This window comes from Shewanella sp. MF05913 (assembly GCF_059758095.1).
The window spans coordinates 1-26,144 of sequence record NZ_JCAYNT010000018.1 but is presented as its reverse complement, the minus strand read 5'-3'; the positions used below and the strand labels follow the sequence as shown (position 1 = coordinate 26,144).

Genomic DNA, 26,144 nt, shown 5'->3' with positions numbered 1-26,144 from the left:
TCTCCTCATCAAGTGTTTAGGCTTTGCTGATCTGACACAAGCTAGACTTAGTCTCTTGCATCTGAGTCACAACGTCATAGCCATAGGTCATTACGGTGTTAGCGGATTCGCCAATTACGTAAGGTACTGTGCCTTCTGGGTAGTTTTTCTCTAGGCTCTTGCCTTCAAATACACCCGCAAAGTGGTACGGCATAAAACATTCGCCAGCAATAACACGTGGTGTCACCATTGCTTTAACGGTAATTTTTGCCCCTTCTGGACTGTGAACAAACACGTCATCACCATCACGTAAACCGCGATCTGCAGCATCTGCTGGGTTGATCTCGATAAACATTTCTTGCTGAAGTTCAGCAAGCCATGGGTTACAACGTGACTCTTCACCACCACCTTCGTACTCAACCAAACGTCCGGTTGTAACGGCAAGTGGATAGTCGGTAGCAAAATCCTTATCTTGAATGGTTTTATAAAGTGTTGGTAGGCGCGCCACCATACGGTCTTCATACGTTGGGTACTTAGCCACCAAGTCACGACGTGGGGTGTACAGTGGTTCGCGGTGTAATGGAATGTCATCAGGGAAGTTCCATACGATACAACGCGCTTTAGCGTTACCGTAAGGGATACAACCATGCTTAATTGCCACACGTTGAATACCACCAGAAATATCAGTTTTCCAGTTTTGTCCTTCTGCTTTAACTTTTTCTTCAGCAGTTAGATCGTCCCACCAGCCAAGCTGTTTAAGCATGTCGGCAGTAAACTCTGGGTAACCGTCTTGAATTTCAGATCCTTTCGAGAAAGAGCCTTCAGCAAGAATGTTATTGCCTTCATGTTCCACACCATAACGCGCGCGGAAGTTACCACCACCGTCTTTAACTTCACGTCCTGTACGGTACAAAATTTGTGTACCTGGATGTTTGTTTTCTGGTGTGCCCCAACATGGCCAAGGTAAACCATAGGTTTCGCCTTTAGCTGGGCCGCCGGGCGCTTCAAGTGAGTTAACGTCGAAAGTACCCCAGTTTTCTTGGTGCATTTTCAAACGCTCTGGGCTTTGACCTGTGTAACCAATGGTCCACATACCCGTGTTAAACTCGCGAGTGATATCTTCAATCAATGGTTCATCACCATTCACTTTAATCTGCTTACAGAATTGCTCTGCAACGCCCCACTTTTTGGCCAATTTATACATGATGATATGATCAGGTAATGACTCAAATAATGGTTCGATAACTTGCGAACGCCACTGCAGTGAACGGTTAGACGCAGACACTGAACCATAGGTTTCAAACTGCGTTGATGCTGGTAATAAATACACCCCATCTTGGCGTTCGTGCATCACACCGGCCATGGTTGGGAATGGATCGACAACCACAACGGTATCCATTTTGTTGAGTGCTTCTCGCACTTCACGGCCACGGGTTTCGGTGTTAACTGACTGTCCCCAAAAGAAGCCCAGACGAATATTGTCTTTCTGCGCAATCTTGGTTTTGTCTTCTAACACGCCATCGTGCCAACGTGAACAAGGAATACCTGCTGAGGTTTGTGGGTCTTGACCTAAGTATTGAGCTTGGTCGAAACGACTTTTAATCCAGCTCGGTTCTAAGTCCCATACATTAGCCCAATGGTCCCATGCACCTGACGTTAAACCGTAATAGCCTGGTAAGTTATCAAATAACAAGCCAAAGTCTGTAGCACCCTGTACGTTATCGTGACCACGGAAAATGTTTGTTCCGCCGCCTTCGATACCCATGTTGCCAAGGGCTAGCTGTAAAATACAGTAAGCGCGGGTGTTAGCATTACCAATGTGATGCTGAGTACCGCCCATACACCATACAATGGTGCCTGGCTTAGTTTCAGCCATCATTTTAGCGACGCGATACATTTGTTCTTTTGGCACGCCAGCAACATGTTCAACTTCTTCTGGAGTGTATTTCTTCACTTCTTCTTTAATACGTTCCATGCCGTATACACGTTGAGAAATGAATGAATCATCCTGCCAGCCGTTTTCGAAAATATGCCATAACAAACCATAAATAAATGGAATGTCAGTACCTGGACGAATATGGACATATTCATCAGATTTAGCTGCTGTACGGGTAAAGCGAGGGTCAACGACAATGATTTTAGCGCCGCGCTCTTTACCAATTAAAATGTGTTGCATCGCCACTGGGTGAGCTTCACATGGATTAGAACCAATAAACATCATGCACTTTGAGTTGCGCATGTCATTAAACGAGTTAGTTTGCGCACCGTAGCCCCAAGTGTTTGCAACACCGGCTACCGTGGTAGAGTGACAAATACGAGCAGAGTGATCGACGTTGTTAGTGCCCCACATTGCTGCTAATTTGCGATACATATAAGCTTGTTCGTTTGAAAATTTAGCACTACCCATAAAGTAAACAGAATCAGGACCAGACTCTTGACGAATCGATTCCATTTTGTCGCCTACTTCATTGATGGCTTGATCCCATGATAGACGCTTCCATTTACCACCTTCTAGCTTCATTGGGTATTTTAAGCGTTTTTCACCGTGACCATGCTCACGTAATGCAGCACCTTTAGCACAGTGTCCACCTTGGTTAAATGGATGGTCAAACGCAGGCTCTTGCCCTGTCCACACCCCATTTTGTACTTCAGCATAAACACCACAACCAACAGAACAATGCGAACAAATTGTTCTTTTGACTTCTGTAGGCGCGTTATGTGGTACATCTTTGGCTTCTGCTTTACGCATCATACCTGCACCAAGCATTGATGCTGCGGCAATACCACCGGTCGCCAAACTGGCAGACTTTAGGAATTGACGTCGGTTAAGACCTAAGCCGGACGTTGTTTTAGTCTCGACTGTGTCTGATTTGCGGGTTAATCGCATCACACACTCTCCTTTTGTTATTTACTTAACGAGGCATAGTAGTTACGGATATGCTCTGTTTCGCGATAGTTATTGCCCGTAGGCTCTTGTGTAGACGGTTTAGTCACTTGGGCAAGCGCGGGTGCACTCACACTAGCAACAGCACCTGCCGCACTGCCGAGCGCAAGTGCTTTTAACACTTGGCGACGACCCATGTCGGAAGCTTGCTTTTTCATATGGTCTCCTTGTTGATAAAAAGATGAGGCTAGTTACTGCCACCATCCGGTTTAGTTGATTTGCACAATCTCGTCTTCAACCGGCTCAAGGTCAGCACTACCTGGACAGTTCACCGGAATGTTTAAACTCAGTTGTTCAAATTCATTCGCTTCTGCCTTAAAAAAGGCAAGAGCAAGTTGCGCAACCGCAACGTAAAAATGGGCACTAGGCGTTTTGGCTAAGTTTTCACAAAAACGAATAATCCAGCTACTGATATGGCGTTGATAAAACGCTAATTGTCGGTAACTAGGTGCTTCTAAAATAAGGCAGCCCATCACTTCGCATAATGCGGCGACATGATCTTCAGGCTCTTTAACGTTCTCTTCACGTTCAAACCCTAATTGCATTAAGTCACTGCGCAATGCCGCTAAGGGTTTATCCATAAGTGAACCGGTCATAAACCAACTGCCATAAGGCATAATTTCACCGCTGCCGACGCCCAGGAAAATGGCAAAATATTCATCTTCTAGGGTATCGGTATCACTTTTTTGTGCTGCTTGCTTCAATGCTATCCAGGCATCGCTCATGGCGTTGCCTTCTTCGACTTCTATGTCTAAATCAGCTAAAAACTGCAATAACTCGGCACTCGGCTGGCGGCGCATTAGCGCGGCCAACAACTGATAAATATCAGCTCTTAATTGGTCGTTTTCGCTTATTTGTCTCACTGTTTCTGTCATAGCAGATCTCTTATCGCAATTGCTTTTCTGGATCGTCAAGGATGTCTTCAAACATGTCTTTTACACGGCAATCGCCACACATTTTCAAACGCTCTATATTGGCGCTAAACGCACTGTGCGCGCCGACCATTTCGACCATTTTATGTATCATTGATTGGGTGGCAAACTCGCTACCACAACGGATACACTCAAATGGTGGTTCTTCTTTTAGTATTTGGACTTGCTGACGCTGTTGTGGATTGAAGTTTATTTGTGGAATTAGACTAATGACCTTTTCCGGACACGCTGCTTCACACAAACCACATTGCACGCAGTCTTGCTCTGTGAATTTAAGTGCTGGTGTATCTCCACCATCTTTTAATGCTTGGGTAGGACATGTTGCAACGCACGACATACACAAGGTGCATTTATCGCTATTAATACTCACCATTCCGTAAGGAATGTTCGCCAGAGGCATCACGTTAACAACCGCGGCGGCCTGGCTATTTAGATGGTCAACCGCTTGAAACAATAAACTGCGTTTGGCATTACTTGCTGGGGCAATATCCGCCTGATTAACAACCATTGGCATAATCACTGGCCATGCTAGGCTGATGGTTAATGCTGGCTCTAAATCTTTTAGATCTTCAGGGCTAATTAAGCGAATACGCTGTGGCTGTCCCATTTCATCTAAAATACGGTTGGCTAATGCCAATTCACCTTTGAGCATTTGCGTCAGTGTGGGAGCTGTAGCAGGGGTATTTAAAATCAACACTTCCCGAGCACCATAGGCTAACGTTGTCATCCAATGATCAATACTGGCTACGGTGATTTCTTCCATTGCTACAGGTAACACATCGCCGCTTAACTCGTCGCTAATAAACTGAGCACCAGCTTCATTGTCGTGAAATAACACCACTGGTGCGGTTTGCGCTTGTTGACGGTAACGACTAACTAACTTTTCAAGATAGGCATGCAAAGATTTTGGCGTAGGTAAATCATAACTTAATGCCCCTGTTGGGCATGCATTGGTACAACTGCCTGCGCCATGGCAAAGGTAAGGGTCGATTTCAATTTTTTGCGCTACGCTACTAATCGCATCAGCAGGGCAAAAGTTTAAGCATCGGTTACAGCCATTTAAGCCATGTTTGTTATGCGCACAAATGTCGTGATTAACTTTAACGTATCGTGGTTTATCAAACTGGCCGACTAAATCGGGGATTTGCTCAAGGGCATCTGCCAGTAATGCTTTGTCTTGGCCGACATAAAAATACCCAGGAGGCAGCATTTCTAAATTAATACTTGGGCTGTGACTTAGGTCGAGTACGATATCAAAGTGTGCTTGACGAATCGCCACCACACTGAGCTCGCTGATGCCATTATCACCTTCAACTTTTACCTGAAACTGACCTAAAAAGCCTTTAATACTGACTAATTTGTTGTAGTAGCTTTCAACTTGCGTGGCTGCATTCATTACCGCTTCAAGGTGTGCTTCATCCTGGCTAGTAATCGCTTCATTGGCCAAAATGACACAACTGTTCATGGTGGACAATTTGTCCGCCGCTAAACGGGCAAGATCTTCTGGGCCAATGACTAATACATTACCTTGAGTGGTATAGCTGACTGTTGGCGGGATCAGATTTTGTAAAATCTGGGTATTCGCCATTACCTGTTGCCGAGCTTGTTTCAGCATAGGCTGGTTTTTTATTATGCTCATTGCGTTCCTAATATCGGTTTTTGTCTCTGGTTAATCACCCAGGCTCACGGTGCAATTAACACTTTTTATTTATATCAACTCATCAAATCGACTGACTGCATACCCGATAACATATCAATATCATATCGGCTTAATACGGTCTGTTAGCCTTTAGCCTCATCACTGGCAAAGGCGGGCTCAAGTAGGTCATCATCCTGTACTTGGGCGTTAGCCGATAACGTTTCCGATTGTTGCGTAATCGCTAACGACTCATCAACTTCTGTAAATTCTGTTTCACTGCTTATGTCGGTTGTTACTGCTTCAACGTCACGACCCATCTCGGTTTCAGAGTCTGCAAGTAACTCATCTTCGTCAGGATCTGTTTTTTCTACCACGTAACGAAACACTTTACTGGCTAACTCTGCTGACACTTCAGCAGACAAAATGGGTTGATTGGTGTAATCCAATGCATATTCTAATAAGCCATCGATATGGCCGTATTGTGGTTGCTTCCATAAAGCACGCAATGCTGCAGCCTTAGCGGTTGGATCGACATTTTTAGCCATAAACCGGGCAAAACTGCCGCCCACTTCAATGGTGCTTGGGTCGGGTAACGGCTCTTCTTCAGGGCTAACATCCGTTAGTCCATCATCCAGTTCTGTTTGCGCTGTGGCGTCAGGTTGCTGTGTAAGCTCAAGCGACTCATTTGCAGTATCAAGCTCTTGCTGCTCTGCTTCTGCAGCCACTCGCTGGCGACGTAATTCCCAGCGACTCAATAATCCGTCTTGGCTGCTCATTGCATATTCCCAGAACGGTTGGCACTTGGACCTTCATTTTTACGACGATTGACATGCTTACGGCGATGAGCGCTAATTTCTACTTCACCATGTCGAGTAATGAATGCTTCAATCCAACAGGCAATCGCGCTAGGCATCGGAATGTTCAACACTGGCGTGTCTGACTCTAAGCAGCCGGCACTGACGTGTTGATCAGCAGAAATAATCGCGGGTATCCAGGTACCATCACTGAGCTCATCGCACACTATGTACAACGTTGGGTTATCCATATCGAGATTAATACGGTAGCTACCACGTTGATCTTTATAGAGTTCAAGTGGAATGAGCACGGCATTGTCGGGCTGAGGTTGTGTTGCTGGCACCATGTGCTCAAGCTCCCAGCGAACCGATGTCCAGCGCCCTGTTTGCACTTGCACTTTTTTAAGTGACACATACATTGGCCATATCTTATCGGTATGTTGCATATTGATGCTGACCTCAGGCTACATAAGCCACGTGTGATTGAATTGCTATACTTAGGTAGAGCAAAAATGATGCCAACTAAAAAGTAAAATTAACTTTGAACTTGATCTCAATTTACCTATTAACAATAGGACATTATGTCCACACCGCAATAGCAACTGGGACATTAATACGCGTTAAAAGTATTGATTTGTTGAAGATTTGCGCTAGATCACGCTTAGGTAAGATGTTTTCAGTTTAGGGAATAATAATTGCTATGCTAATTAACCGATGAGGTAACCCAATGAGGCGATCGCATCTATAAAATACACTTTAAGAGGCTCACTTATGACCCAATCTGCTTCGGCAATGTCCTCAGCCCGCAAGCCCGTAAAATTTGTCAAAACAGCCACACAAGTGCCTTTAACTATTGCGGTTAAAGCGGTGGATGACCAAGGTGTTGTGGTCGATAAATTTGTCGCCTGTGAACGCCCGCTAACAGTGTATTTAAATTGGCGCCCAATAGTAACCTTAATGACATTAGGCGCCAAACCCGAGTCATTGACCATTGGTTATCTTAAGAACCAGGGGTTTATTAGCGACTTAAGCTTATTAGAGTCTGTAATTGTTGACTGGGAAGTGAGCTCTGCTGCGGTCATCACGCAAGAGATATCGGAAGATATTGAGCAAAAATTATCGGAAAAAACCGTGACATCGGGCTGTGGTCAAGGCACCGTTTACGGCGGATTTTTGCAAGGTTTAGATGAAATATCACTACCCACGCCAGCCTTAAAACAATCAACAATTTACGCTTTACTCAATAACATTAATGCGTATAACGAAACCTACAAAAATGCCGGTGCGGTGCATGGCTGTGGGCTCTGCCAGCACGACAAAATACTCGCGTTTGTTGAAGATGTAGGCCGCCATAATGCAGTAGATACCTTGGCGGGAGACATGTGGCTAGAACAACAAACTGGAGGTGACAAAATCTTCTACACAACTGGCCGGCTTACCTCAGAAATGGTGATTAAAGTCGCCAAGATGGGAATACCAGTATTGTTGTCACGCAGTGGTGTCACCCAAATGGGATTAGATTTAGCGATGCAGCTGGGGATTACCTTAATCGCACGTGCCAAAGGACGCCATTTTTTAGTGTATCACGGCAGCGAGACAATCGAGTTTGATGCCCTTAAAAACGATCACCCCTCCAAATAATGATGTGGTTAACCCCGTAACAAAGCCCATTGCTGGCGAAGTGTTGCGGGGATAAAACTCCACACCAAAATTCGCGTAATTTTGTTACCCTGAGTCATTTCAATCGTGCTTACCTCTGCCGCACTTAAGTGTTTAAGCAATTGATAACACGGCTTGAGGTTGTCAGATTTAGACACCAATGACGTAAACCACAGCACTTGGCTGGCGTATTCTTTACTTTGGTTTATCATGTTGGCCAAAAATTGCGCTTCGCCTCCATCACACCACAATTCGGCTTTTTGACCACCAAAATTCAATTTAGGGTTTGCTTGTGCTGCGATCAAATTGTGTGATGTGTTACCGTGCTTTTGCTGCTGGTTTTTAGCCAAATTAGTCACTTTGCGTAACGAGCCTGCAGAGGCTTCGGCTAAAGAGCGATGAAAGGGTGGATTACACATGGTGACATCAACACGTTCATTGTCTGCAATAATGCCTTTAAAGATATGTTGCGGTGTCGATTGCAGCCTTAACTGTAAATTAGCTTCAATACTGGGGTTTTGCTTCGCAATATTCGCGACATTGTCAATCGAGACGGGATCGATGTCCGATGCGATAAACTGCCAGCCGTAAGTCTGAATCCCCAGCAGCGGATAGATACCATTAGCACCAGTGCCAACATCCAAAACGCGGATATTTGGCCCATGCATAAGCGGTCCTTTTGGCGCTAATAAATCGGCAATGTAGTGTAAATAATCCACACGACCTGGCACTGGCGGGCACAAATACCCCGTTGGGATATCCCAGTTTTTTATCTTGTAGTCACTGAGTAATAAAGCTGAATTTAAGCACTTTACCGCGTCAGGATCGGCAAAGTCGATAGACGGATTACCATAGGGATTAGCACGCACAAAGCCGCTTAATGATGGCATAGCCGCAACTAACTTTGCAAAATCATAGCCATGTAGATGGGCATTTCGAGGGTGCAATTTTTTGGATATATTAACGTTATTCGATGCTTTATGTTGAGAGGATGGCGAGCGCTTAGCTTGTGGCTTGGCTCGCCCAACAGGATTAGAACGCTTCATTAATCGTATAAATACTTAGTAAATAACAAGTTGACCACTATCGACTTTCCAACTTCTTGTTCCATTAAACGATTTACCGTCTCGTAGCACTCACGGCGGATTTCTTCACGACCAGACAATGATTTCACTTTATCTTCTGACTGATTACCTAAAATCTCGACGATTGCAGAACGTAAAAGAGGATCGTGATGCTCTAAACTCACCAAATCATTAGGATCTTTTACCATCAGCTCGACACTGATTTTAACAAAACCTAATTTTTTACGGTTAGAAATGTAATTAGTCACGATATCTGGCTCAAAACCATAATACGCATAATCTTCTACACCTTCATCGGCTGCGTGTACGTGGAATGCAGCGCAACATAATATAACTAACGTTGAAAGCCATTTTTTCATAATAAGAGACACTCCTAAAGATGTAACGTTAATTAAATCGGCCATGTTGCTCATACCTTGAGGCGTGTTTGGTTATTCACGACATGATAGACTATTGCTGTTGAGGTATATTGTAACGAGTTTTAGATGAACGTGACCAGTGTTAGCTTTCCATATGGTGAATCAATTCATTGGTTTTCGCCACAAAAAATCGATTCCTTACCAAATGACCAACTTAAAGACTGGTTATTAGCCACAGGCAGTTTAACTCAACGTCTCAAAACCCATTGCACTCATTTTGAAGTCAAAGTATTGGGCGAGCACTTACTCACACCTCTACAAGATGAGTTTCCAAGCCATCGAGAGCCGGTGTGGATCCGCGAAGTCTTATTATGCCTTGACGGTACACCCTGGGTATTCGCCAGAACCTTAATCCCGCAAACTATTTTGGACACTACTCGAGACCAATTTACTCACCTTGGTACTCGACCATTAGGTGAACTGTTATTTACCAGCCCAGATATTTCACCGGGCAGTATTGAAGTGGCACAGTTTGAAACCTGCGGCCGCCTTGCAGCACTCGCTACCAGCTTAAATCAGCAAGTAAATGCCAGTTTGTGGGGAAGAAGACGTTACTTTAACTTGCATGACTCGCAGTTAATCGTTAGCGAGATTTTTTTACCCGCAGCAGTTGAGCGCATCAATAATCTCTAGCTGTTACTGATAGAGCTTCCACAAAAACGCCCATTCACAGTGTGATGGGCGTTTTGTTTACTGCCGAAGAATGATTAGCTAACCTTTTATTATCCCGAGTTCAGGTTAGTTAACTCGCTTACGCAAAGTACCGCCTAAAACGAGTAACATCATGCTTAACCACCCTAAACTACCGCCGCTACTGTTACTGTCAGTTGATGCAGTTGTTGTCGGCGTTGTCGGCGAAGTGGGTGTTGTCGTCACAGCTACGGTTACGGTTACATTTTGGCTCACGCTTGATTCATTACCTAATGAATCCGTCGCGACTAAAGTCACTGCGTAAGTGCCGCTTTGAGTGTAAGCATGGCTCGGGTTTTGTACTGTACTTGAAGCACTGCCATCACCAAAGTTCCATAGGTAAGTAAGCCCACCAAAGCCTTCGGTTGAACGGTTTGTCACACTGACACTTGCATCAGTTTGAAGCAAAGTAAATGCTGCCACTGGCGCAATAACTACCCTCACTGTTTTAGTTGCGGTAACCGTATTGCCGGCACTGTCTTTAACCAGCACGCTGACGTCATAATCGCCTGAGGTTGGATAAGTGTAACTTGGTGAGCTTGCTGTACTGGTGGCGTTACTTACGCCAAATGACCATGCATAGGTATAACCGCTACCGCCACTCACTGTGGCACTAAAACTGACTTTTGCCCCTATGACCTCAGCCGCAATATCTGCCGTTAAGTCTACCTCAGGCAAAATACTGCCATCGGCTAACGCAAACTCAACCGTTGCACTGCTACTGTCGCTTGCTTGCTCGGTAACCTGCATAGTTAACCCTAATTCAGGAATAATCATCCCAGCTTGCGGTTTAAGCGGTGCGCTGTAATCGCGGCTGTCATCAAATAATGACTCGGCATCTAAATGGGTGTCACCAGAATACGTACTTTGAGCATATAAGCTAAAAGCTGCATCGCGAACCTGAACCTCTGTACCTCTGGTGCCAATCAGATTTTGGTCTGCATCAATGACACCAATTAATCCTTCTCCAGGATGCTCTGATACGTTGTTGTCGTATTGGTTAAAGTTTTCTAACCACAGTAAAACGCCTGGTACGTATTTGCTGTAAGCCAACCCCGCATCAATACCCTGATGACTTCGTAATTGCACAATATAACGTTGAGCTTGGCCGGGCAGACTGTCATCTATTCGAGTAAACCCAGTTAAGGTTGCAACATCGCTCGCTTCAGCACCATCGACATAAAAAGCATTACCTTGGTTAGTGAGCTGAATATCATCAATTGCCATACCGTACTCGCCTACGGCTTCATCTGTTTTGTATACCACGCTGATTTGTACATTACGGCCAGCATAAACACTGAGGTCAAAACGTAAATCAACCCAATTGTCTGCCCCTGTTGACGTGACAATGTCGCCCGACAGACCACTAATGAAGTTTTTTACTGTCGGATAAACCGTATTATTGTTACTAGTATAGTTGCCTTCAATTGCGACACTGTCGACGAGCACCTGTACATAGTCAAAATCTTCTTCAATGTCCCAATGGGCTTTAAAGGTTAATGCAAGCGGCGTATCTAACGGTAATGTCACATCAAACGACAGGGCATTATTGAGCATATTGCCTTGGCCTGAATAATACTGGTATTCCCCAGAGAAAGGAGCTTTAAACGGTACGCCTTGCGCTGGTAGCGCTATCGACAGTTGATTTACTGCGTCGGAATTAGTGGCATGATTGAGCTGTACGGATGTGCTGCCACTAGTTAAATCGGCTAACGAAACATGTTGCTCGTTAACCCACTTACCTTTGTATTTTTGCTGTAAATAAGACTTCGCATAAGGGCTAAAACCACTGGGTTGAGAACCTGCAATACTGCCAGTCCAACTACCACCAGACATCAACGACCATTCACCAACGGGTGAACCATCGCCCTGGTTAGTAGTGTCGTATTCGTCAGGTAGACCTAAATCATGGCCAAACTCGTGGGTACACACCCCTGCTGCTGAGTCGATGGGCTGTACAGTATATCCCAGTACCTTTAGGCCTCGGCCCGGAATGCTGTAGCCATTTGTGTCTTGGTCAACGTAGTATCTGTGCGACCAAATCGCATCGTCACCTAAAATACCACCACCGGCTTCTTCACCAATACTTGAGTGAAATAGCATCACGTGATCGATAATGCCATCGGCTTCATCGTAGTTACCGTCACCATCTAAATCATATGGATCTTCAATATCATAATTATTGAGTTCAGTATCACTCATACCCACAATGGCTTTAACGACGGCTTCTTTCACTAACTCAGGTACCGCGTTGTCGTCTTCATCTTCATTATTACCGCCATAGTATGCGGCGTTGTTATCTGCAGTTACCCAATCTTGTACCTGGCCAGTAAAATAAAAACTTTTGCCAGAAGCGGCCTGAAAATATTGATACGCAGATTGCAGCGTTTGGCTATTGGGGCCAGCAAAACCGGTTTCAGAAAACAGTAATTGTTGATAATGCGATGCCGGATAGCTGCTGTAGTACATGTCTGTATCGCCAACAGTAAGCTGATTCGCATCGTGCGGTAAATCAGGAAAGTCCACCAGCACAGCCAACACCTTGACTGTTTTAGTAATATCTTGGTCAGCCTGCACTTTATTATTGGCTGCTACATACTGGGCATTTTTTGTGCTTTTTTGCGCAGCTTGTTTAAGGCGTATTTGTTCAGCTTTGACTTCAATCGCCGCAGGTTTAAATTTAGCATCACGTCCACGACTCACAAAAGCATCAATGGCGGCTTGTTTTTCTTGCTCGGTAGCGTCAACGGCCAGCTCACCACGTTTAATTAGCCAATACAGCACTTGTTGTTCGTTAATAAGTGCGCCATCTGCTGGCGTGCCCGTTTGTGGGGCCGCTAATGCTGAGGTACTGCAACATGCCAGCAATAAAGTGGATATAGCAAAACCTTGATATTTAGTTAACTTACTCATTACGACTTACCTGTATTGGGTGTTGGTTTGTGGCATTTTTCAAATGCTTTTTGGCGCTTGGTAATATAATCGGCAACCGTTTTGTCTATTTGCACTTGATCCATATCCTCGGTAATCAAGCCTTTAGCACGCAGGTTTTCAATTAATTTACTGCGATCGCGTATTGGTGGCATGCCACTTGGGCCACAGTCTTTGATCAATGGTTTTGTGGCTATCGCAACAGGTGCGGATTCTGCGGTTGCTTGATGTTGGCACCCCTGCACACTCAATATGGCAAGCCCCAACAATAAGAAAATAGACTTCATAAATCACCCCAAACAATAATTACATGACATTAACAGCTGCAACTATAGGGTTACAATTAAAGTTAGACATTCTTTAATGTAAATGTGACCGTTCGATTAAAAAGTAGTAAATAAATCATTACGAGAGCTTAATAAAGCAAAAAACCGACTCATAAAGTCGGTTTTAACCGTGATTACAGCCAACTGGGATTAACCTGTGGTGTGGTTGATATAATTTGAAATGCCATCGAGCAGCATTTGCACTGAGATCATCACCAAAACCATGCCCATTAAACGTTCAACGGCAGTGAGGCCTTTTTCACCCAGTATACGAGTGAACACTTTATAAAACATTAAGATAAAGGCACTTAGCGCCCAAGCTGACACCAGCGCAATAGTCCAATCAATCATGCGGCTATTGTCGGTGTGTGCTAATAATATTAATGCCGCTAAAATAGACGGCCCAGCCATTAATGGAATGGCCATAGGAACAATAAACGGCTCTTCTCCCGCAGCTAAGCCGGCAACACCACCAGGTGATGGGAAAATCATTTTAATCGCAATTAAAAATAGAATAATCCCGCCAGCAATACTGACCGACTCGGAGCGCAGATTAAGAAAGTTCAAGATCGCTTCGCCGGCGTACAAGAATGACAACATGATAATTAACGCAAATATTAATTCACGGATTAACACTCTGCGGCGCTTTTTAGGATCAATGTGGCGTAATATGGAGGCAAAAATCGGTAAATTACCGAGTGGATCCATAATCAGAAATAACATCACAGCAGCAGAAAAAATATCCATGGACAACTATCTTTTAATTTGTAAAACAATGGCGATATTGTATACCGAAACCGTTACAACAATCGACGTAATGACTCAGATATTCGTTTAATCTGTTTCCAACCGCGCTGCCGTCTACTGGTACTATGACCTATGACAGGCTATCGAGCATTGCTCACATTATCTGTTTTAAGTAAATTTTTCAGCTTGAGCGATTCGCACGCTACAACATAATTGAAAAATGTTATACTGCGTTGTTTTTTTCGATTGAATCCTTGGATAACATGCTCTATCTCATCGCTAGCTGTATCGCATTATTATTTGGGCCACTTTTTTACCGTTACTTTTCATCGGGAAGTGGGTTACAAAAAGGCTTAGACGGTTTTATATTCGTCTCGCTAGGCGGGCTAGTGCTCATCCATATTTTGCCAGAATTGCTCGAGCACGGTGGTTTTATCACGCTGTTTTTTGTGTTGCTCGGCGTTTGGGGCCCTACTGCAAGCGAAAAACTATTCCATCGCTACTCTAATATCACTCACAACATTACCCTCACACTCGGTATCGGCGGGCTATTGCTGCACACGATTACCGATGGCGGTGCAATGGTACTTGCACAACAAGAAGGCAACTCAACTCTGCTTGCGCTAGGCGTGATTATGCATCGCTTACCTGTTGGTGTGGCGATTTGGTGGTTATTAAAACCTCAGGTTGGTACTCGCTGGGCGAGTATTGTATTAGCGGCAATGATGGTATTAACCGCGGTAGGCTACTTTGCTGGTGAACACTTACTGACTCAATTGAGTTTAGAGAATACGGTTTACCTGCAAGCCTTTGTGACTGGCTCTATATTGCATGTGGTGCTACACCAACCTCATGGCCACCATCAAGAAGACAAGCAAGGTAAATATCAGTATCAAGCGGGTATTGGCAGTTTATTGGGCTTAGGTTTATTGGCGTTATTATTGTTAATGGATACAGGTGGTCACGAGCATGCGCATCACGACCATGGTTCAGAACAATTTGTGAGTTGGTTATTAACCATTTCACCTATTTTATTAGCCAGTTACGTTATCGCGACATCGCGTTTCGCGCTGGGTTTACGTCCGTCACACGCTTCATTAGCATTACGTTGGCTACAACGCCTTGCGGGACCTGAAGCCTTATTGGTTACCCTGTTATTACTGGGGCCATGGTTTGCGTTATATCAAACCCTGGGATTGCTCGCGATTGGTATATTGATGACGATGACTCAAGTCAAGATTACCGACCCACATCCTGCTTTACCTGATTCAGCTTGGCGTTTTGGTTTTGGTCAATTAGTCGATAGAAGCGCGCCGTGGATTATACTGAGTTTAGTATTAGCCAATTTAATTGGTCACCCTTCGGTTCCATTAGAAAACCCTGCGCTGCAGGTGTTTATTTTACTGTTGGTCTTTTTACCAATGCGTTTTTGTAACCTCGGCACGGTTATTTTAGCCTTGGCGCTTGCTTACAGTGGTTGGAGCCAAATAGCAGTCGCATTTACCCTACTCGCAGCACCTGTAGTCAGTATTGGTCAATTAAAACTGATGAATTGGAAACAAGGTTTGATGTTAGGCGGGATTTTGCTTGCAGGCTTAATGGTGGCAGATCAAGTGACATTAAGTTCAACAAACACACTACATTTACCTGATACAATAAATATTATTGGCTTAGTGGCTATCATCTTACTGTTTGGAGCGAGCTTACTTAGGCTTGGTCCTCGACAGTTTTTAAGCCGCCTCATGATCAATATAAAAACGACGCCTCATCACCATGATCATACTAAAGGTCATGGAGATGATACTGGTCATAGCCACGTTAGCGGCCATAATCACAGTCACGATCATTCGCATAGCCACACTCATACAGCGAACAGTGATAATCAACATAAATAACCAGTAAATCGATTAATTTATGGTTATGATGGGGTTATCGTCCCTAAACGAGAAACCCCATGTGCATTTTGTTTGTTGCCATTGATACCCACCCAGATTACCCATTAATTGTTTGTGCCAACCGTGATGAATTTCATCATAGAGCAACCGAGCCCGCTTATCGTTGGGCAACGACACCAGCTATTTATGCTGGCCAAGACAAACAAGCAGGCGGCACTTGGCTTGGGGTTAATGAGCTTGGGCAATTTGCGGGCTTAACCAATATAAGAGTGCTAGGCCAGCAAGATGGCGTTCGCAGCCGTGGTGAGCTCGTGGTCAACGCCTTGTGCACCAACGATATAACCCCTCAATGGCTTAGTGAGCACGCCATTAACTACAATCCCTTCAATCTTGTGTTCCAACAGCTTGATGAGCTTTATTGCTTCAACAGTAAAACCTCACAAACCACCAAACTCTCATCGGGATTTCATGCTGTGAGTAATGGCGCCTTAGATGATGTGTGGCCCAAAATGGCCAAAGGACAACAAGCACTACAGCGTTATATTAATCAAACGGCCAAACCAGATATTGAAGCCTTACGCGCATTAATGCTCGACACCTCACAACCTGAAGATAACGCATTACCTAAAACAGGTGTTAGCCTTGAATGGGAAAGAAGACTCTCATCAATTTTTATTCAGCATGACGAATACGGTACCCGATCAACCAGCATTATGCTGAAACACCGTAGTGGTCAAATCACGTTTTCTGAAACTCGCTATGACGGTAAAGCACGCAATTTAGGCTCACAGCAGTTTACCCTCGGTTAACTTCAATATTTCAGCGCAGTAGACTGTGACGAGCACCTCATTATTCATAAAATCCCATATCAGTTATGACTAATGTGCCTGAGTTTGCACAGGCAACATTCATTTTTACAACCTAGATCAAGTTAATTTGTTTGTGAACATTGCATACTTCGCCTGTTGCTAATTTACCCCCGGAGGACACGCCTTGAAGCAGCCCACTCAGATTAGTTGGGATCAGTCGATGATCGAAAAATATAATTACAGCGGTCCCCGTTATACTTCTTACCCGACCGCATTAGAATTCGATGACGCCTTTACTGAGCAAGATTTACTGACATCGATTAAAAATAGCAAAACCGACAAATTGTCGCTGTATGTGCATATTCCTTTTTGTGCCAAGCTCTGCTACTACTGTGGATGTAATAAAATTATTACTCGTCACGCCCACAAAGCAGACCAATATATTGAATATTTAGCCGCTGAGATTGTTAAGCGCGCACCACTATTCCAAAACTACACTGTCACCCAAATGCATTGGGGTGGCGGCACACCTACATTTTTAAGCCCTGAGCAAATCCTAAAGTTAACTGCGTTGATTAAAGAACACTTTAACTTTGCTGAAGTGGGTGAATACTCAATCGAAGTCGACCCGCGTGAGATAGAACTCAGCATGTTAGACACGCTAAAAGAAGCCGGATTTAACAGGGTGTCTATTGGTGTGCAAGATTTTAATAAAGATGTTCAAGTAGCGGTAAATCGCGAACAAGACGAGCAATTTATTTTCGACTTAATAGCCAGAGCAAAAGCACTAGGATTTGTATCCACTAACGTTGACCTTATTTATGGTTTGCCGTTACAAACACCGGAGACCTTTGCTAAAACTATCGCGCGTATTATTGAGCTATCGCCAGACCGTTTATCGGTATTTAACTATGCACATTTACCGTCTCGTTTTGCCGCGCAGCGTAAAATTAAAGATATCGATATGCCATCGCCGCAGCAAAAGCTCGATATGTTGCATCAAACCATTGAGTCGTTAACGGGTGCTGGTTATCAATTTATTGGTATGGACCACTTTGCAAAGCCAACCGATGAGTTAGCTAAATTACAAAATGCCGGAAAACTGCACCGTAACTTCCAAGGCTATACCACTCAGGAAGAATGTGACCTGTTAGGCTTAGGTGTTTCTTCAATTAGCCAAATTGGCGATTGTTATGCACAAAACCAAAAAGACATTCGCCCTTACTACGAATCAATTGACGCTAATGGTCATGCGCTTTGGAAAGGCTGTAGCTTAAACCGTGATGATGAAATCCGCCGTGCGGTCATTAAGCAAATCATTTGTCATTTTGACTTAGATATGGCGAAAATTGATGCCACATTTGATATTCAATTTGAAAGCTACTTTGCTGAAGACTTGAAATTATTACAGACCTTTATTAACGATAAGCTTGTCGACATTACAGACCGCAAACTCACCGTTAGCACGACCGGTCGTCTACTGATCCGTAATATCTGTATGTGCTTTGATGTGTATTATCGTCAAAAAGCTCGTCAACAGCAGTTTTCACGAGTGATTTAATTGTAATATAACAAGTGCTGAACATAAAAATAGCCAGCACTTGCTGGCTATTTTGTTATGTCTTTTATAACTTTTAATTCAACGCTTTATGGCATTCAACTCAGGCTATTAAAACTCAGGTTATTGAGCTTTTTTGGCGTATAACGCTTTGCGCTCACTGTCAGATAAAAAGGCCATTTCAACGCCATTGCGTTGTAAGGTTGCTAATTGACTATCACTAAAGCCCATTTCAGACTTAACGACACGATATTCGTGCGCGATATCAATTGCGCTCACCCCTGGGTCATCGGTATTCAAACCAATTAACACACCCGCGTCTAAAAATTTACGCAGAGGATGCACATCATAGTTTGCGACAGTTGAGGTATGTAAGTTACTGGTTGGACACGATTCAATACCAATACGGTGCTTAGCAAGGTATTCCATTAATTTAGGGTCATGAATAGCATTAACACCATGGCCAATACGAGTGGCACCTAAAACGTTAATGGCTTGCCACATACTTTCTGCACCCGCTGCTTCACCTGCATGTGCAGTAATCTGTAATCCAGCATCACGCACACGCTTAAAGTGTTCGGTAAATAAGTCTCCAGGGAAACCAAGCTCATCTCCAGCCAGGTCCATTGCAACAATGTTGTCACGATGAGCTAAAATACCTTCAAGTTCTAAACGGCATTTTTCTTGGCCAAAAGAGCGAGACATAATACCAATTAGCTTAATCTGAATGTCGTGCTCTTTAATACCGGCACGCATACCATCAATGACAGCTTCAACCACACCTTCAATCGGTAAATTATGATTCATCGCCATGTAGTAAGGGCTAAAGCGCAACTCTGCGTAATCTAATCCTTGGGCAGCGGCATCGACGACGTTTTCGTAGGCAACACGCTTAACAGCATCTAAATCAGCTAATACCGCAACCATCCAATCTAGTTTCTTTAAGAAGTCGACTAAATTGTTTTCTTTACCTTGAATTTGCACAAAAGGTGCAAGCTCTTCTAACGAATTAGCCGGTAACTTAATACCATGTTGATGGCCTAATTCCCAAATGGTTTTTACGTTAACATTACCGTCTAAGTGACGATGCAAATCAACCAGCGGAATGGTTGTATCTATCATAATTAACCCCTATAAACTTACCCTGCCATTGGTTTGATTTTGTCGGTCAGAGAATAGTATTCAGTTTAACATGTATTTACATTATTTCTGATGACGATTGTTTTTTTCTGAATTCAGTCACAACATATTCACAACTGTGTTTGCGATGTGTCTTTTATGCTGAAATCGGGCATACTCTTAATCAACTAAAGCATACATACTGCCAATCTAAAGGACTTTTGATGCGCTTGCTTATCTTACCTGCACTCTTTGTATTCAGTTTATCAGGCTGCCAAGTTAATTCGACGCCACAATCTAACACAGAGACTCTTGATAACATCTCCGTTTCGCAAGCGATTGCAGAACAAGACTTAAAAGCAATCATCGACAAAAGTTGGACACTGACTTTAGCGTATTCACCAGAGCTTGCAGCCAGCTTGGGCAATGTTGAAGCGGCCAGTAAACTCGCCGATCTCTCGCCACACGCCTTAGCACAAAAGAATCAGCAAACACTCGAGTTACTCGATGCACTTAACAACCTAAATCGTACAGGTTTATCAAAAGAAAGCATCATTAACGCAAATATGTTGCAAGCTCAATTACAAAACGATGTCGATTTGTATCGTTTTCATGATCATTATTTGCCTATTACCGCCGAAAGCGGATTCCATGCCTATATTGCTTCTATAGCAAAAGCTCGATTCAGTCGCATGGAAGACTACCAACAATATATGGCTAAATTAACGTTGATGCCACGCTATTTTGAACAACAGACTGACTGGTTAAAAAAGGGTCTGGCCAGTGGAATTACACCGGCCAAGGTGACACTAAATGGTTTTGAAGACAGCATAAGCGCCTTTATTGTCGAACCCGAAAAAAGTGGCTACTTTGTACCGTTTACACAATATCCAGATCACTTTAGTGCGGCAGAGAAAGCAGCATTAACTCAACAAGGTCTAGCACTGGTAACACACACAGTATTACCTCTGTATCAGCAGTTTTATGATTTTATGATTGAGCAGTATATACCCAATGCGCGTACTGAAATTGCCGCTTCAGCACTACCCGACGGCGCAGCGTTTTATCAAAATAGAGTTAATTACTACACCACTGTCGACATGAGTGCCGAGCAAGTCCATCAGCTTGGCCTTGAGGAAGTGGCAAGAATACGCGGCGAAATGGAGGCGATTATTCAACAGGTTAACTTCAACGGTAGTTTTGCTGAATTTTTACATTTTTTACGCACCGACCCACAGTTTTATCCTAAAACCGCAAATGAGTTACTTAAAGAAGCCGCCTTTATTGCAAAAAAAGCCGATGCCATGCTGCCTAAATACTTCGGTAAACTGCCTAGAACACCTTATGGTATTGAGCCGGTTCCTGCTGAAATAGCACCTAAGTACACAACGGGTCGTTATTCAGGCTCAAACCGTGATGACGAGCCTGGCTATTATTGGGTCAATACTTATGCATTAGATAAACGCCCTTTATATGAGCTCGAAGCACTCACGCTACACGAAGCCGTACCCGGTCATCACTTACAAATATCACTGAATAAAGAGCTCGCTGATTTACCTAACTTTAGACGTTATAGCTATATTTCAGCATTTGGCGAAGGTTGGGGATTATATTCGGAATACCTCGGGCTTGAAGCCGGATTTTATCAAGACCCATACAGTAATTTTGGTCGTTTAACTTACGAAATGTGGCGAGCAGCAAGATTGGTTGTCGACACGGGCATGCATTCAAAAGGCTGGAGTCGTCAACAAGCAATAGACTTTATGGCCAGTAATACCGCGTTATCGCTGCACAATGTCACGACCGAAATTGATCGTTACATTTCTTGGCCAGGACAAGCCTTATCGTACAAAATCGGCGAGTTAACCATTAAACGTTTACGCGCTAAAGCAGAGTCAGCATTAGGCGCTGATTTTGATATTAGAGCTTTCCATGATGCGGTACTTGAAAATGGGTCAATCCCAATGTCAGTATTAGAGCAGATGATCGATCAGTTTATCGCGCAACAACAAGCTTTAATAAAAGTTAACGGCCAAATTTAACCGCCATATTTTACGCGACAAACAACACAATAAATATTAACAAGCTGGCTTATAAATAATGCATTACATGAAATTTTCGTCGGAACTCAAATTAGACACCAGTGCTCAGCGCAATTTTTGGCTAGGCGTAATTCAGAGTCACTTTAGTACCCCTGATGGAATAAGTATTGCCTATGCATACATTCAACATCCAGATAATCACAAAGCGATAGTGATCAGTAATGGTCGTGTTGAATCTTATATAAAATACAAAGAATTAATGTTCGATTTATATCAACAAGGCTTTAGCGTGTATGCCTTAGATCACCGAGGTCAGGGTTTATCAGATAGGCTAACCCATAACCCTCACCAAGGTTATGTTGATAAGTTTAGCGATTACACAGACGACCTTAGTCAGTTTATTAATGAAGTCGTTATCCCAAATAAGCATTCTGAGTTGTTTATACTTGCCCATTCAATGGGATGTACTGTCGCAACGGACTATATCCAGCAACATCCTGCCACATTTACCGCTGCTATTTTTTCGGCACCTATGCTCGGAATAAAACTGCCTTTTGCGGCAAAGACGGTCCGTTGGCTAGCAAATAAATTTGATAATAGTCATATGATCGATGGAAAAGTGCATAGTCGTTATGTGCTAGGTGGCAGTGCATACCAAGCGGTGACGTTTAAGCGTAATCAATTAACGCACAGTAAACCGCGCTATCAACAATATCGTAATCAATTTGATGCAACGCCTAAAGCACAGTTAGGTTCGCCAACAAATCGCTGGTTACTCGAAGCCATGTCAGCTGCGCAGCGATGCATTGAATATGCTAAACATAGCCAAACACCTATTTTGATTTTACAGGCAGAAAAAGACAGCATTGTCTGTAACGAAGCTCAAAACCTTGCCCTAAGTAGTCGCTGTCATAAGGTTGTTATTGAGGGAGCTTTCCACGAAGTGTTTATAGAAACAGATATAATGCGCAATATTGCGTTGTCTTATACCATGGACTTTATGGCACAACACTCAAAGACAGCTGGGTTTTAATTAACTGGATCATGTCTTCTTTATCTAGAGGACGGCTAATAATATACCCCTGGAACCAAGTACATTTTGCATGTGTTAATAAATTAAGCTGTTGTTTATTTTCTATTTGTTTAGCCACTACCGGTAAATTTAGTTTAGATGCAAATTCAATGACTGCATTTACAATATTAAATGTCTCAGGGTTATATTCTATTTCATCTAAATATACTGCAGCTAATTTAACCTGCGAAAATTTAATGCCTTGTAATTGATGTACGCCACACGAGCCACCACCAAAATCATCCATAGCGATATTGATGCCATGTCCTTGTAGTTCTGAAATTTTACCTCTAGCGATATTAGAATTGACGGTAAATATATCTTCAGCTAATTCAAGCTGTAATAAAGCCGGTGATATTTGAGCCGCATTAATTCTATTCATTAAAACACTGACAAAATGGTCTTGATGGAAGTGTCTTGAGGAAACGTTTAACGACATGATGGGCACGGTTGATTGTGCTTGCTGTAAGGTATTAATCATTTCTAATACCTGATCTAAGGCCCAAAGTTCGAGTTCAAAAATACAGTCGGTTAATTCAGCTGCAGCGATAAATTTGGTCGGGCTAATAAAACCAAACTGAGGGTGATACCAACGCATCAACACTTCGACACTATGAACTCGTCCAGCTTGATCGACAACAGGTTGAAAAACCAACGACATTTGATGGTTACTGATGGCGTCCTTTAGCTCATTTTGCAATTTAAAAGGTTGAATTTGATTTTTATCTAACTGCGGTTCATAAATAGCACAACCGTTCGTTCGGCTGTCTTTCGCTTGCTCAAGTGCGCTATCTGCACGAGCTAATAGTATTTGCGGTTCTAATGATTCAATACCATCAAATACCACTAAACCGATCCTTGCTGAAATAGATAAATTTTGTTCTGAAATAGTAAAACCACGACCAATAAGTTGCCTTACTTCACTGGCTAATGCCAAAGCACGCTTATTAGCTTGATCAATTTCGCTGCCCAAATTTTTAGCTAAAATAACAAATTCATCTGCACCAAGTCGAGCCACTAAACCTGCGTTAGAAAAATTACCAGACAATCTAGCCGCTATCTGCATTAATAATCTATCGCCTAACTGCTTGCCAAGTGCATCGTTAATCAGTTTAAAATTATCTAAATTAATCATTAACAATGCCGAAAACTGGCCTGTACTGCGACTAAACACCTGTAAATCGTATAGTTCGTCTGCCAAGACTTCTCTATTAATTAAATCGGTTAAGCCATTGTGATTAATTTTATCCACGGATATACGCTGACTTTTTACATCACCAGATACATCCGTAATGGTACCAATAATTCTTAACGGTCTACCAGACTCATCCCATTCAACGATCTTGCCGCGGTCAAGAACCCAAATATAGCGGCCATCTTTATGGCGTAATCGGTGGACGCTTTCATATTCATCCCGTTGATTATTAATATAGTTTTGCAAAGTATTTAATACTTGTTCTTTGTCATCTCTATGTAAGCGAGATTCCCATACCGAGTAATCGTTATCTAGTTCATAGTGTTGGTAGCCAAGCATCTCTTTCCAACGGTCTGACACAAACACATCACCAGTGGCAATTCCCCAGTCCCAAATGCCATTGCGTGCGCCCTCAACAGCAAATAGCCATCTTTGTTCTGCATCATTAAGACGCTTTCGACTGCGAGACAAACGACCTTTGACTAAATTGAGATAATCTCGGAGATTATTAATTTCAGTGGTGACGCAGAAAATATTATTACTAAAATCTGGATTATCTAAATTTTTTGCGGCATGACTGAGTTGAGTTAATGGCCTAATTAATGCGTAATGCAATAGCAAACAAAATAGGGTTAGCACAAGAGCACCGAATCCCCATATCCCGGTAAATCTTTTTAATAGACTTTCTGACGCCTCAGACAATAGGTTGGCGATATCATATTCAAGATACACAAGCTCAGCGGCATTTGAGTAGCTAAAACGAGAATTAGAATTAAGCGGGTAATACGCTTGTATTGAAAGACGATCAAAACTGACATTGATATAAGGTTTATTGCTTGTTACTGATAAGCGATGTTGCTCTGCAGAATATCCCTCAAGCACATTTGTCGCATTGCTATCGCGCCAAATGATATGATTTGCATATTGGATTTCACTAGATGAATCCAAAATCACATATACCATCATATTTTGCTCAGTAGAAACAAGTGCAACTTCTTGCTCTATCCGCTCAAAATCTTGAGTCATCACAGCTGACTCAATAACATGGCGCATACGGAAAAGATCTTTTTGGATCTGCTCGGTCTGTCTCAATGCTAGCTGATCATTTAACTCTGCGTGCTCATAGAAATACTCCCCACATACCAAACCGAGGTAAAGGATAAAAAAACATAAAGGAACAAGCACAGATAAAGAAAATGTTGGCAGCCGAGGCAAAATAAACCCACCCAATAAAATAGATAAATATATGCTAGCGGTAATCTTAGCAATAAGTAAAGAAATAGTTATAGAACGCAACCACATAAATGGCATAAAAACTGTTTATTAATTAATAGCTTTTTACATTAAACAGCCATAGTTTAACGGCATGATCTGATTTGCGTTATCGTATTTACAATAACCCATATTAACATAATGACATTAGCGGGATTTGCGTTATTTAATAGCAAGTTGTTTGGTAAACATCAAAAAATACACCTTAAAAAACCTTTTAAGTATGCGTGTAAACAACAGACTGATAAAACTACATCTGTTGGATATAAAAATTATCACGACACGGTCGTAAAATTATACACATTAAATGATTTACTTTCGCATGGGCATATCGGTCACACAGCTATCATGTTCCTTTCTACGACCATATTGACTAAACTACAGACGTAAAAAAGCCTATTTTGTTAGCAACGGGCTTATCTCTACTCTTTCGAGTATCTCTTTTCAAAAAATTAGGCGCCTGGAAATGACCTATTCTGGCAGGGGCATATCGGCCACACAGCTATCATGCTTCTTTCTCTGACAATGTTGATAAATGGCAGACGTAAAGTAACCGTCTAGCGAAGTACACCTAGCATCGATGTTCTGATTGTCTAAAAATACCTGCTCAATAATAAATTCGGAGCAGGTGATGAAAACTTACAGAACAGCGGCACAATGGCTGGCACTACTTCAGCAACGCAGCAATTTCAAAGGCACTAATATTGAATTCTGCCAACACCATAATGTCGCTATTACGACTTATTATAAACAACGTGCTTTACTGGCTGAGTATCAGCCTAATTCAATCTTGCCAGTGCAAACAACGAACCTCACATCATCACGTTTTATTCAGTTAAAACAAACCACCACTGAAGTCTGCGAACAAACTCATCAAAATGTGGTGCAGTTTGATATCCGCACAGGCCAGTTAATGTTTCCAGCCAATTTAGCAACGAACGATATCGTTGCCATTATTAAAGGGTTAACGGCATGAAGATATTTGTTGATGTGCCCACCGTTTATTTATGTGCCGATGTGGTCGATTTTCGTAAATC

21 protein-coding genes are annotated in these 26,144 nt (G+C 42.9%); 8 read left to right on the top strand and 13 right to left on the bottom strand.

Features of this window, described 5'->3' with window-relative positions; all coding sequences use genetic code 11:
* Window positions 1–16: 16 nt before the first annotated feature.
* The 6 genes from AC19MV_RS17760 to AC19MV_RS17735 form a co-directional block, all read right to left on the bottom strand.
* Entirely contained in the window at window positions 17–2,866 is a 2,850-nt protein-coding gene (locus AC19MV_RS17760) for a formate dehydrogenase subunit alpha (RefSeq protein ID WP_498309297.1), read from the bottom strand.
* A 17-nt stretch (window positions 2,867–2,883) separates the two neighbouring features.
* Complete coding sequence (locus AC19MV_RS17755; protein ID WP_432404159.1) at window positions 2,884–3,081, bottom strand: twin-arginine translocation signal domain-containing protein; 198 nt, start codon at window positions 3,079–3,081, stop codon at window positions 2,884–2,886.
* 51 nt (window positions 3,082–3,132) lie between these two features.
* The gene (locus AC19MV_RS17750; protein ID WP_498299373.1) at window positions 3,133–3,798 is read right to left on the bottom strand and encodes a TorD/DmsD family molecular chaperone; all 666 of its coding nucleotides are present in this window, start codon (window positions 3,796–3,798) and stop codon (window positions 3,133–3,135) included.
* Window positions 3,799–3,808: 10 nt separating this feature from the next.
* A complete protein-coding gene (locus AC19MV_RS17745; RefSeq protein ID WP_498309217.1) occupies window positions 3,809–5,494 on the bottom strand; it encodes a 4Fe-4S binding protein in 1,686 nt (561 codons plus the stop codon).
* A 143-nt stretch (window positions 5,495–5,637) separates the two neighbouring features.
* Window positions 5,638–6,270, bottom strand: a complete 633-nt coding sequence (locus tag AC19MV_RS17740) for a DUF3306 domain-containing protein (protein ID WP_498309216.1) — start codon at window positions 6,268–6,270, stop codon at window positions 5,638–5,640.
* A complete protein-coding gene (locus tag AC19MV_RS17735) occupies window positions 6,267–6,734 on the bottom strand; it encodes a DUF3305 domain-containing protein (RefSeq protein WP_498299375.1) in 468 nt (155 codons plus the stop codon). Before AC19MV_RS17735 ends, AC19MV_RS17740 begins: the two co-directional genes overlap by 4 nt.
* A 325-nt stretch (window positions 6,735–7,059) precedes the next feature.
* On the opposite strand from AC19MV_RS17735, the gene AC19MV_RS17730 reads away from it, so the two are divergent.
* Window positions 7,060–7,929 (top strand): formate dehydrogenase accessory sulfurtransferase FdhD, encoded by an 870-nt coding sequence (locus tag AC19MV_RS17730; protein WP_432404174.1) that lies wholly within the window; start codon window positions 7,060–7,062, stop codon window positions 7,927–7,929.
* 8 nt (window positions 7,930–7,937) lie between these two features.
* Here AC19MV_RS17730 and rlmF read toward each other — a convergent pair whose 3' ends face one another.
* Both rlmF and AC19MV_RS17720 read right to left on the bottom strand, forming a co-directional pair.
* Window positions 7,938–8,993 carry a 23S rRNA (adenine(1618)-N(6))-methyltransferase RlmF gene (rlmF, locus tag AC19MV_RS17725; RefSeq protein WP_498309214.1) on the bottom strand — a complete coding sequence of 352 codons (1,056 nt, stop codon included), beginning with the start codon at window positions 8,991–8,993 and terminating at the stop codon, window positions 7,938–7,940.
* Window positions 8,993–9,391 carry a flagellar basal body-associated protein FliL gene (locus tag AC19MV_RS17720; RefSeq protein WP_160055411.1) on the bottom strand — a complete coding sequence of 133 codons (399 nt, stop codon included), beginning with the start codon at window positions 9,389–9,391 and terminating at the stop codon, window positions 8,993–8,995. Before AC19MV_RS17720 ends, rlmF begins: the two co-directional genes overlap by 1 nt.
* Window positions 9,392–9,517: 126 nt before the next feature.
* Here AC19MV_RS17720 and AC19MV_RS17715 point away from each other — a divergent pair, with 126 nt between their 5' ends.
* Window positions 9,518–10,084 (top strand): chorismate--pyruvate lyase family protein, encoded by a 567-nt coding sequence (locus AC19MV_RS17715; protein ID WP_498309213.1) that lies wholly within the window; start codon window positions 9,518–9,520, stop codon window positions 10,082–10,084.
* Between the two features lie 105 nt (window positions 10,085–10,189).
* Here AC19MV_RS17715 and AC19MV_RS17710 read toward each other — a convergent pair whose 3' ends face one another.
* The 3 genes from AC19MV_RS17710 to AC19MV_RS17700 form a co-directional block, all read right to left on the bottom strand.
* Window positions 10,190–13,054 (bottom strand): immune inhibitor A domain-containing protein, encoded by a 2,865-nt coding sequence (locus tag AC19MV_RS17710; RefSeq protein ID WP_498309211.1) that lies wholly within the window; start codon window positions 13,052–13,054, stop codon window positions 10,190–10,192.
* Window positions 13,054–13,359 (bottom strand): hypothetical protein, encoded by a 306-nt coding sequence (locus AC19MV_RS17705; protein ID WP_498309209.1) that lies wholly within the window; start codon window positions 13,357–13,359, stop codon window positions 13,054–13,056. The genes AC19MV_RS17710 and AC19MV_RS17705 overlap by 1 nt, the downstream gene beginning before the upstream one ends.
* A gap of 189 nt (window positions 13,360–13,548) precedes the next feature.
* On the bottom strand, window positions 13,549–14,145 hold the full coding sequence (locus AC19MV_RS17700; protein ID WP_432404196.1) for a YhgN family NAAT transporter: 597 nt from the start codon (window positions 14,143–14,145) through the stop codon (window positions 13,549–13,551).
* 263 nt (window positions 14,146–14,408) lie between these two features.
* Here AC19MV_RS17700 and AC19MV_RS17695 point away from each other — a divergent pair, with 263 nt between their 5' ends.
* The 3 genes from AC19MV_RS17695 to hemN all read left to right on the top strand — a co-directional run bounded on the left by AC19MV_RS17695 (window position 14,409) and on the right by hemN (window position 18,410).
* Entirely contained in the window at window positions 14,409–16,040 is a 1,632-nt protein-coding gene (locus AC19MV_RS17695) for a ZIP family metal transporter (protein WP_498309207.1), read from the top strand.
* A gap of 59 nt (window positions 16,041–16,099) precedes the next feature.
* Window positions 16,100–16,849 carry an NRDE family protein gene (locus AC19MV_RS17690; protein WP_432404202.1) on the top strand — a complete coding sequence of 250 codons (750 nt, stop codon included), beginning with the start codon at window positions 16,100–16,102 and terminating at the stop codon, window positions 16,847–16,849.
* A gap of 184 nt (window positions 16,850–17,033) precedes the next feature.
* The gene (gene hemN / locus AC19MV_RS17685) at window positions 17,034–18,410 is read left to right on the top strand and encodes an oxygen-independent coproporphyrinogen III oxidase (RefSeq protein WP_498309205.1); all 1,377 of its coding nucleotides are present in this window, start codon (window positions 17,034–17,036) and stop codon (window positions 18,408–18,410) included.
* Between the two features lie 120 nt (window positions 18,411–18,530).
* On the opposite strand, the gene add is transcribed toward hemN, so the two are convergent.
* The gene (gene add, locus AC19MV_RS17680) at window positions 18,531–19,529 is read right to left on the bottom strand and encodes an adenosine deaminase (protein WP_432404209.1); all 999 of its coding nucleotides are present in this window, start codon (window positions 19,527–19,529) and stop codon (window positions 18,531–18,533) included.
* A 221-nt stretch (window positions 19,530–19,750) separates the two neighbouring features.
* Here add and AC19MV_RS17675 point away from each other — a divergent pair, with 221 nt between their 5' ends.
* A complete protein-coding gene (locus AC19MV_RS17675; RefSeq protein ID WP_498309203.1) occupies window positions 19,751–21,568 on the top strand; it encodes a DUF885 domain-containing protein in 1,818 nt (605 codons plus the stop codon).
* A gap of 58 nt (window positions 21,569–21,626) precedes the next feature.
* A complete protein-coding gene (locus tag AC19MV_RS17670) occupies window positions 21,627–22,601 on the top strand; it encodes an alpha/beta fold hydrolase (protein ID WP_498309201.1) in 975 nt (324 codons plus the stop codon).
* Here the strand turns inward: AC19MV_RS17670 and AC19MV_RS17665 are convergent.
* Window positions 22,567–24,888, bottom strand: coding sequence for a putative bifunctional diguanylate cyclase/phosphodiesterase (locus tag AC19MV_RS17665; RefSeq protein ID WP_498309199.1), 2,322 nt, complete (start codon window positions 24,886–24,888; stop codon window positions 22,567–22,569). The two genes, AC19MV_RS17670 and AC19MV_RS17665, sit on opposite strands and share 35 nt — an antisense overlap.
* 850 nt (window positions 24,889–25,738) lie before the next feature.
* On the opposite strand from AC19MV_RS17665, the gene AC19MV_RS17660 reads away from it, so the two are divergent.
* Window positions 25,739–26,083, top strand: a complete 345-nt coding sequence (locus AC19MV_RS17660) for an IS66 family insertion sequence element accessory protein TnpB (protein ID WP_498309197.1) — start codon at window positions 25,739–25,741, stop codon at window positions 26,081–26,083.
* The last annotated feature ends 61 nt before the right edge of the window (window positions 26,084–26,144 follow it).